The organism is Cellulosimicrobium cellulans (assembly GCF_001722485.1).
Classification (GTDB): Bacteria; Actinomycetota; Actinomycetes; order Actinomycetales; family Cellulomonadaceae; genus Cellulosimicrobium; species Cellulosimicrobium cellulans_A.
Genome location: NZ_LWGL01000018.1, coordinates 25,026 through 33,274 on the forward strand (window position 1 = coordinate 25,026; position 8,249 = coordinate 33,274).

9 protein-coding genes and 1 other RNA gene are annotated in these 8,249 nt (G+C 68.0%); 1 reads left to right on the top strand and 9 read right to left on the bottom strand.

Annotated elements, in window-relative coordinates; all coding sequences use genetic code 11:
- The first annotated feature begins 708 nt into the window (after nucleotides 1-708).
- Nucleotides 709-1,974, top strand: a complete 1,266-nt coding sequence (locus JZ5iCDA_RS17865; protein WP_171905285.1) for a DUF3238 domain-containing protein — start codon at nucleotides 709-711, stop codon at nucleotides 1,972-1,974.
- A gap of 131 nt (nucleotides 1,975-2,105) precedes the next feature.
- On the opposite strand, the gene JZ5iCDA_RS03980 is transcribed toward JZ5iCDA_RS17865, so the two are convergent.
- The 9 genes from JZ5iCDA_RS03980 to ftsX form a co-directional block, all read right to left on the bottom strand.
- Nucleotides 2,106-2,348, bottom strand: a complete 243-nt coding sequence (locus tag JZ5iCDA_RS03980) for a hypothetical protein (RefSeq protein ID WP_069385966.1) — start codon at nucleotides 2,346-2,348, stop codon at nucleotides 2,106-2,108.
- On the bottom strand, nucleotides 2,348-2,500 hold the full coding sequence (locus JZ5iCDA_RS18735) for a hypothetical protein (protein WP_171905286.1): 153 nt from the start codon (nucleotides 2,498-2,500) through the stop codon (nucleotides 2,348-2,350). The genes JZ5iCDA_RS03980 and JZ5iCDA_RS18735 overlap by 1 nt, the downstream gene beginning before the upstream one ends.
- A 307-nt stretch (nucleotides 2,501-2,807) precedes the next feature.
- A complete protein-coding gene (locus tag JZ5iCDA_RS03985; RefSeq protein ID WP_069385975.1) occupies nucleotides 2,808-3,074 on the bottom strand; it encodes a hypothetical protein in 267 nt (88 codons plus the stop codon).
- Nucleotides 3,075-3,265: 191 nt separating this feature from the next.
- Entirely contained in the window at nucleotides 3,266-3,724 is a 459-nt protein-coding gene (locus JZ5iCDA_RS03990) for a hypothetical protein (protein WP_139122945.1), read from the bottom strand.
- 426 nt (nucleotides 3,725-4,150) lie between these two features.
- Nucleotides 4,151-4,517, bottom strand: a transfer-messenger RNA (tmRNA) gene (gene ssrA, locus JZ5iCDA_RS03995).
- 140 nt (nucleotides 4,518-4,657) lie between these two features.
- A complete protein-coding gene (locus JZ5iCDA_RS04000; protein ID WP_069385968.1) occupies nucleotides 4,658-5,071 on the bottom strand; it encodes a hypothetical protein in 414 nt (137 codons plus the stop codon).
- Between the two features lie 104 nt (nucleotides 5,072-5,175).
- Complete coding sequence (smpB, locus tag JZ5iCDA_RS04005) at nucleotides 5,176-5,646, bottom strand: SsrA-binding protein SmpB (protein WP_069385969.1); 471 nt, start codon at nucleotides 5,644-5,646, stop codon at nucleotides 5,176-5,178.
- 116 nt (nucleotides 5,647-5,762) lie between these two features.
- Nucleotides 5,763-7,172: a M23 family metallopeptidase gene (locus JZ5iCDA_RS04010; RefSeq protein ID WP_069385970.1), complete on the bottom strand. Its 1,410-nt coding sequence runs from the start codon at nucleotides 7,170-7,172 to the stop codon at nucleotides 5,763-5,765.
- Between the two features lies 1 nt (nucleotide 7,173).
- On the bottom strand, nucleotides 7,174-8,085 hold the full coding sequence (ftsX, locus tag JZ5iCDA_RS04015) for a permease-like cell division protein FtsX (protein ID WP_069385976.1): 912 nt from the start codon (nucleotides 8,083-8,085) through the stop codon (nucleotides 7,174-7,176).
- Nucleotides 8,086-8,249 lie beyond the last annotated feature (164 nt).

The window sequence follows — 8,249 nt, forward strand, 5'->3', positions numbered from 1 at the left end:
CCGTATCGGCCGCCACCGACACTCCGGAGCGGTCTACGTGCCGCCCCGGGTGCCGAGGAGGCCGGCCGGCCCCGCCTGCAGCCAACCGGTGAAACCAGCCAGCCACAAGCGCAAGCCGGCTGCCGGTCAGGACTCTTGGGTGCTGGTCTAGTCAGCGCCCCGGCCATCTCGGCTCAGAACGGGGCTCCATGGTCGGAACCGCGAGGTTCGTGACCACGTACAGATCGAGGGTGTCGTCGCGGTACTGACCAGCGTGAGGCCGTATACGTAGTCACGGTCGGGGTAGGTCGGCGCGGTCGGCGCCACGGAGTCCGCGTTCGAGGAAGTCTCGCAGCTGCGGTTCGGTCAGGAACTCAATGCTGCGCTGGTGCTTGACTCGGGACCGGAGGGTGTCGCGCTAGGAGGGTACTTGTTCAGCCGCCGGGTTCCGGTCATCGAGCCGTCGTCCTCGAGGTAGACCGGGGAACCCTTGCCGTACGTGGCACCGCCGCTAGGGATGTTCACTGACGCCCGCGAGCAAGCATAAGAGGCACTCGCCCAGACGGTCTTGGTCTTCTGAGACGCGCGCCACTGCACGTGGCTCTGACGGTGTAGCCTCAGCTCGTCAATGACGCATGACACTCGCGATGGGCAGCGCGAATGAACGAACGGGGGACCGCACAAGCTTCTGCCCGGGGCACAATCCCTCCGGCTATAGAGGTGGATTCCATGAAAAGCAGGAACTTGCGCACTCTCGCTTGCGGCTTTTTCTCACTCGCGCTCATCGCGCCCTTCGCTGCGACCAGCGCTCACGCGACCGCGACCTCGTCAAACCTGGACAACCCAACAGAAGCAGTGTTCGTCGTAAAGCCCGGCGGAAAAGAACTGACTCCTGCTGGTGACAGCACCCTCGCGCGACGCACCGCACAGTCGAACACTGACCAGTATGAGGTTGTCTTCGACCTTTCCGCGAGCGGCGTTATTGAAGCGAAGACGGTGTCGATGACACGCGCGGCACCGGGCCCAAACGACGAGGGCCGCGATAGACTCGGAACGTTTACAGTAAACGATCAAGGAGAGGTGACGCTCTCGTGGTGGGACCCCTCCGAGGGAGACATTCTCTGGACAATCCGCCGTGACGGCAACGTGGTCGCTACAACTTATGGCGAAACGTGGACTGGCGTTGGCGCACTGGGCGGATCGGGCACGTATGAGATCAGCGGATCAAAAAGCGTAGCGATCGACGGCGTCATTGCACAAGAACCGTACCTGACGGTAGTCTCAGTGCCAGAGGTTGACGCAACTCCCATTGGCAAGGAAATCACGTCGGCAGCGGCCAGGAGCGCGAGCTCTAACACAGACGTGATCGCCAGCGCCGCCCCGGGCGAGTGGGACATGACGTTCCAACTCAATACTTTCATTCCGACAGCGTACGCGCCGACCCCGTTCAACATTCAGCCGTGCGTCGAGGCCTATGGCGGCACTGGAATTGGGTATTTCGGGGGCGATGACCGCGGCTTCGCACACCACTCAGTGCGATACCCAAGTTCCCGCACTACACTCGAGACGACATACGCGATCGGCGCAGACAACTACGTCTGGAACGTGTATAGCAGCAAGACCACTTCAGGCACAACACTCTACGATGGCACAGGGGAAGTACTTCGGACGGCCGACGCCGACCTCTCCGACATCACCTTGGTTGCAAGCGGCGGCGACTGGACTGGCGGGTTCAATACCTGGCAGCACCACGTGAGCGACCCTCTCTGCAGTGTTGCCCCGGCCATTGACTATGAGTTGGGTTTCGGTGGATACAGCAGCGGCCGTGTCGTTCTCTTTGGGCAGCACGATCAAGCGCCATCGTACGAGTATCGCGTGAGCACAGATGGCTATTTCACGAATCTGTACACATTCGAGAACAAGGGCTTGCAGTATCTCTTCCCCACGTTCCCCAACGCTCACGTCGACTTGAACGTCAATGTGAGCACGCCATAGTGAGTCAGTGAGGCGGCTCTTCGATTGGGAGCCGCCTCACTATGGCTCGGAGTCTCGCCGCGCGCGCGGACGACTACAGCGATAGCGCCCCCGTCCTCCTCGCGCGGGAGGGCGGGGGCGCTTCGTTGCCGCTACCCGAGCAGGCCGGCGCGCCGCTCGGGTGTGAGAGCGCCGCTGACGCTCTCGCGACCCACCTCGGCGAGGTAGGCGACGAGCCGGTCGCGGTCGACGCCGCGCAGGACGAGCTCGACGCCCGCTCGCACGACGTCGGACTGCGCCACCCCCGCTGCTGCGGCGATGGCCTGCAACTCGTCACGGTCCGCCTCGACGACCTTGGTCGCCGCGGCGACGCGCCGCTCGCCCGGGCGTGGCATCAGTGGGCCGCCTTGCGGTGCGCCCACCAGAGGGTGAGCCCGGTGACTGCCGCCCATGCGACGCCGAGCATGACCCACACGGCCGGGTAGGCGTCGGCGAAGAACACTGCGAGCGTGCCGATGACGACGCCCGCGACAGCGGCGCTCCGCACGCCCGGGTCCTGTAGGCATCTCTTCACGTGGCCTTCCTTCCTTGTGTCACCAGGTGGGAGGATGGGGGTCCGGGCCGGGGGTACTTGCTTTACCCCCGGCCCGTCCGCCACTTCCTGTGACGGCCCTTCGGTGGCTTCTTTGGCCTGCTGTTCCAAGCCTGGTAGATCGTGACGATCAGCGTCAGGATCGAAACCACCAGTGCGGCTACCTCCACCGCATCCCTCCCCTCTATTGTTGTAGTAGCAACACTACATTGCCAGATAGGTAGTGTCAACACTACGCCGCAGACGCTTTCCTCCTGCGCGCCTAGCGGCGCGGGATCGTCCGATAGACGTCGGCAGCGCGGAGCCACACGAGCAGCTCGTGCGCGTTCGTCGGCCCCGTCGTCGGCTTCACCATGACCATCACGTGGCTGTCGGTCCACCGGATCGCTCGCGCCGGGATGAGCTCCTCGTGCGTGTGCCACAGCAGGCGAACAATTACGGGCAAGTCGCCCTGTGGGCGCGTGGGGATGTGCTCGGGGTGCTCGTGGTTGAGCGGCTGGTCAGCGGGCCACGCGGCTGCTTCAAGCACCCGCGGGCGTGAGGCACGGGACGCGAGCGGAGGGCGATCGTCGCGCTTCCGTCGCACCAGCGACTCGTCACCCCGCCCCATGGCACGAGCGTACCGCGTCATCGAACACACGTTCGAACCGGCCTCTGTGGCGCGCGCTGGCGTAGGCAGTTGGTCGCCTCCCAGGCGAGTCACCGACGGAGCTCGCCGTGTCACTCTCGCGCGTCGTCGAGGATTCGCTCCGCGGCGTCTTGGTTCTTCGGCACGATGTACTTGTCGTAGCACCACCAGCGCGGGACACCTTCAGGTGTGAGCAAGTGTGAGATGGCTTCCGCTGCCGCTTCATGCGCGCGATTGCCCTCGGGTTCCAGGTCGAGAGCGCTGTCGAACATGGTGCCGACTTGCGCCTCGTCGATGCCGGCCATGTAGATCAGGGCGTGACCGAACTCGTGGCGAACGAGGCTGCGAACGGCGGTATCAAGTTGGTCGGGCCACATGTCAAGGTTGGGCTCGAGAACGATGAAGGGTCGCGGGTCTTCGTCGTGGAAGTGCTCGTAGGCGCAGCCGACGTGGCGGCCTTTCCCAGGGCTGGCGAACGCCCACACGACGTCGCACACGGGGTATCCCAGGGCGTGGAGTCGGCCGATCTCGTCCCACGCGATCCCTTCCACGGGCTCGTGCGGCTCGGGGTGCTCGCACGGGGCGGGCGCGTGAGCAGCGGTGGCGGTGCGTCGGCCGTCTCGGAGGCGACAGTCGAGCTCGCGCATACCCCGACGACGAGCGCCGCTAGGGCGAGCGCGACTCCTCCCCTGGTCCTGCTCCCCCCTGCCATGGATTTGAAGGTAGCGGCTGTGCTCAACGCCACAGACGGCTGGCATGGGTGAAACCTGCGGATGTCGTGACTCGCCGTTGCTGACGGTGCCCTCCTCTTCGCGGACGACCCGGTTGTCGCCGTGCGCCTGGAATGCACAAGCGCCCGCTAGGCCTTGTCGGCGTAGCGGGCGCTTGTTGTAGTCTCGGCCGCGATCATTGTTGACGCGATGCGTTGACAGGGGATTCAGGTGGGGCCAGAAACCTGGCCCCACCTGCGGCAATACCAGTGGAGGTGCGGGGAATCGAACCCCGGTCCGGTGACGCCGATCGAGGACTTCTCCGGGCGCAGTCTGCTGTCGTTTTTCTCGGCCCCCGCACTCACGCAGACAAGGTGCGGACGGGCTCAGTCACCTGAAAGTCCCCGCAGCCCCGGTGACGAGGACTGCGAGCAGTGGCTCTCTAGATGACGCCAGGATCCGAGTCGAGAGCTAGCTCGGGCTGACGGACTTCGTGGCTCGCTCAGGCGGCGAGGGCGAAGTCGGTGCGCTTGTTATCGGCACCTGTAGTTTGCAGACATCGTTTACGAGATAAGCCTGCATCCTCGGCCCGCTTCTCCTCGAAGCACGACCACCGTCGAAACCGATCACCCCCTGTGCAGTTGTCAAGCACTGCCGGCCCCCCGGGACGAGCCCGCGGTGCCTGCAGCGTGACCAGCGTACGGGATCAACGCGACGGGGCGCACGCGTATTCCGTGGCGGTCGCCCGCCGTCCCCACGCGGCGCGCGCCGTCGCTACTTCTTGCGGCTCAGCACGTCGGCGAGCAGCCCGCCGGCGATGCCGAGGAGGAACACGTCCTTCGCCAGGCCGATGCCCTCGTCGGTCGGACGGATGCCGTCCTCGCGCGTCATACCCGGCGTCTTGAGGTACAGGCCCACGAGACCGGCGGAGAACGCGGCGAGGGCGGGGGCCACGAGCGCCGTCGGGACGAAGGGCGTCACGAGGGCAGCGCCGAGCGCGATCTCCGTCGTCGACAGCGTCTTCGCGAACTGCTGCGGCTCGACCTCGCCGAGGAACGGGTAGGCGCCGCTGGCCATGCCGTGCATGCCCTGCGCAGCCTCCTCGCCGGCGCCACGCTTGTTCAGGCCGGAGTTGAGGATGTACGCCCCGGCAGCGAGACGCGGGATGTACTGGCGCAGCTTGACCATGAGGGCTCCTTCGGGCACGGGACTGAGGCCGCACCGTGCGGGCGGCCGCTACCGACCGTACGTCGCCGCGCGCGCTCCCACCAGCCCGGTCGCCGGGGGACGGGTCAGCGCATCTCGCGGTGGCGCATCGCGCGCTGCGCCTCGCGGTTGTCCTGCTTCTCGCGCAGGGCCTGGCGCTTGTCGTACTCCTTCTTGCCGCGCGCGAGGGCGATCTCGACCTTCGCGCGCCCGTCGAGGAAGTAGAGCTGGAGCGGGACGACCGTGTGCCCCTTCTCGCGCGTCTTCGACTCGAGCCGGAGGATCTCCTCCTTGTGCAGCAGGAGCTTGCGCTTGCGCCGGGGCGCGTGGTTGTTCCACGTGCCCTCGGTGTACTCGGGGATGTGCACGTTCTCGAGCCACGCCTCGCCGCGGTCGACGTCCACGTAGCCGTCGACGAGCGACGCGCGGCCCATGCGCAAGGCCTTCACCTCGGTCCCGGACAGGACGATCCCCGCCTCGTACACGTCCTCGATCACGTAGTCGTGGCGTGCCTTGCGGTTGCTGGCGACGACCTTGCGGCCGCTGTCCTTCGCCATCTCGTCCTACCGTCCTCGTGGGTCTCGCGCGGGTCTCCTGCCGGCACGCGGACGTGCCGACCCACCAGGGTACGGCGGCCTGACGGCGCTCGGTACGGATTATCCCGAGCGCGGAACTACAGTCGCGTCATCGGGTTCACGGTCGCGCCGTTCACGTACACCTCGAAGTGGAGGTGGCACGCGCTCGACGTCCCGGTGTTGCCCGAGTAGCCGACGACCTGGCCCTTCTGCACGCGCTGGCCCGCCGAGACGGCGAAGCGGGAGAGGTGGTTGTAGCTCGTCATGACGCTGTCGCCCCCCATGATCCCGTGGTTGATGAGCACCTGGTTGCCGAGCCCGCCGTAGCGGCGCGCGAACTGCACCGTGCCGGACGCGGACGCGAGCAGCGGGGTCCCGCAGTAGGCGCGGAAGTCCGTGCCGGCGTGCAGTCGCCAGATGCCGAGCGTCGGGTGCAGGCGCATGCCGTAGTGCGACGTCACGTACGGCACGGCCGTCGGGTAGCCGAGGCCGCCGGAGGGCTGCGGCGCCGGCGCCGGCGCGGGGGCCGGGGCGGGGGCGCCGCCACCTCCGCCACCACCGCCGCCCTGGTTCTGCTGCTGCTCCTGGCGGCGGCGCTCGGCCTCCTCGGCGGCCTTGCGGTCGCGCTCTGCCTGCTCGGCGATGATCGCCTGCAGCTCCGACTGGAGCGCGGCCTGGTCACGCTCGTTCTGCTGGAGCTGGGCGAGGGCGTCGTCCTTGCGGTCCTCGATCGTCGCCTTCTTGGCCTGCTGCTGGACGATGAGGTCCTCGACCTCGGCCTTGCGCTCGGCCGCGGCCTGGCGCGCGGACTCGGCCTCGACGACATTCTGGTCGGCCTGGGTCTTGAGGTCGGTGATCGTCTCGCGCACCGCCTGCAGCCGCGCCTCGCGGTTGCGCGCGACGGCCTCCGCCTCCTGCAGCTCCTGGAGCGTGCGGGACTGGCTGCGCGCGGCGGTCGAGGAGACGGCGAACTCCTCGATGAACTCCTCGGTGCTCTGCGCACCGGTGACAATGCCGAGGCTCGACACGTCGCCCTGCCCTCGGTAGGCGGAGCGCGCCATCTCGGCGATGCTGGACCGCGCGTCGGCGACCTCGGTCGCGCTCTGCTCGATCTCCTGGTTGATCGCCGCTTCCTGACCCATCGCGTCCTCGAGCCGCTGCGCGAGGAGCTCGGCCTCGCGCTGCGTGCGCTCGACCTCCGCCTCGGCGCCCGCGAGCTCGGCCTGGGCCACCGGCAGTCGGGCCTCGATCTCCTGGAGCTCGACGACGGCCTGCGCGAGGGCGTCGTCGGTGCCCTCGAGCTCGGCCTCGAGCTGCTCGCGGTTCCCCAGCATCTCCTGCTGGCGGCGCTCGGCCGCCGCGCGGCGGTCGTCGATGTCGTCGGCGCTCGCGCCGGCGACCGTGCCCGTGACGAGGACGGCGGTCGCGACGAGCGCCGCGAGGGCGCGACGGGACGTGCGGGCTGCGCTGCGTGCGCCCCGGCGTGCGGGACGGATCGATGAGGTCATCTCACACCCTCGTGTGGCGGTTGAGCGTGACGACCGAGGAGATGGCCGCCAGGAGGAACGCGACGCCGACGAGGATCGGCGCGATGGTCAGGACGTCGGACTCGTCGACGTACGCGACCCACGTCACGGACTGCGACAACCAGTCGGTGACGAGGTACTTCACCCCCACCCAGAGCCCGCCGACGGCGAGCAGCGCGCCCACCACCGCGGCGATGGCGCCCTCGAGCAGGAACGGGAGCTGGATGAACAGGTTGGAGGCGCCGACGAGCCGCATGATCCCCGTCTCGCGGCGCCGGCTGAGCGCGGACAGCCGGATCGTCGTCGTGATGAGCAGCACCGCGGCGAGCAGCATGACCGCGGCGAGGCCGGCGGACAGCAGCGACGCGCGGTTGAGCGCGAGGAACAGGGAGTCGAAGATGCGGCGCTGGTCCTCGACGACCTCGACGCCCGGCCGCCCCGTGACGACGTCGTTGACGACCTCGTAGTTCTCGGGGTTGGTGAGCTTGAGCCGGAAGGACGCCTGCATGTCCTCGACGGTGAGCTGCGTGCCGAGGTATCCGTCCGGGTAGCGCTCCGTGAACGCGGCGAACGCGTCGTCCTTGGACTCGAAGTAGACGGTCTGGATCTCGTCGCCGAGCTCGGACTCGAACACGTCCTCGAGCGCGGCGATCTGCTCCGGCGTCGCCTCCCCGCCCGCGCACGTCGGCTCGGGCGAGCCCGTCGGGCAGAGGAAGACCGAGACCTCGACCTTGTCGTACCAGTCGTCCTTGAGCTTGCCGATCTGCGCCTGCAGGAGCAGGGACGCGCCGACGAACGTCAGGGACACGAACGTCACGAGGACGACGGACACCGTCATGGACAGGTTGCGGCGCAGGCCCTGCCCGATCTCGGTGAGGATGAACTGGAAGCGCACCCCGCTCACTCCCCCGTCCGGACCTGGGCGGCGTGCCGCCGCGCCCGGAGCGCGCTCTCGCGGCGCGGCAGTACGGTGGTGGGCGTGGTCGCGGGACCGGTCGCCGTCGTCTCCGGAGGAGCGGCAGCGGGGCGCGGGGCGGCCGGGCGGCCGGGGCGCTCCGG

Coding starts and splice junctions, on each gene's coding strand:
- JZ5iCDA_RS04000 (WP_069385968.1), bottom strand. CDS start 5,071: ATGGTCAAGCTGCGCCAGTACATCCCGCGTCTCGCTGCCGGGGCGTAC.
- JZ5iCDA_RS17865 (WP_171905285.1), top strand. CDS start 709: ATGAAAAGCAGGAACTTGCGCACTCTCGCTTGCGGCTTTTTCTCACTC.
- JZ5iCDA_RS04010 (WP_069385970.1), bottom strand. CDS start 7,172: ATGACCTCATCGATCCGTCCCGCACGCCGGGGCGCACGCAGCGCAGCC.
- smpB (WP_069385969.1), bottom strand. CDS start 5,646: ATGGCGAAGGACAGCGGCCGCAAGGTCGTCGCCAGCAACCGCAAGGCA.
- JZ5iCDA_RS03980 (WP_069385966.1), bottom strand. CDS start 2,348: ATGCCACGCCCGGGCGAGCGGCGCGTCGCCGCGGCGACCAAGGTCGTC.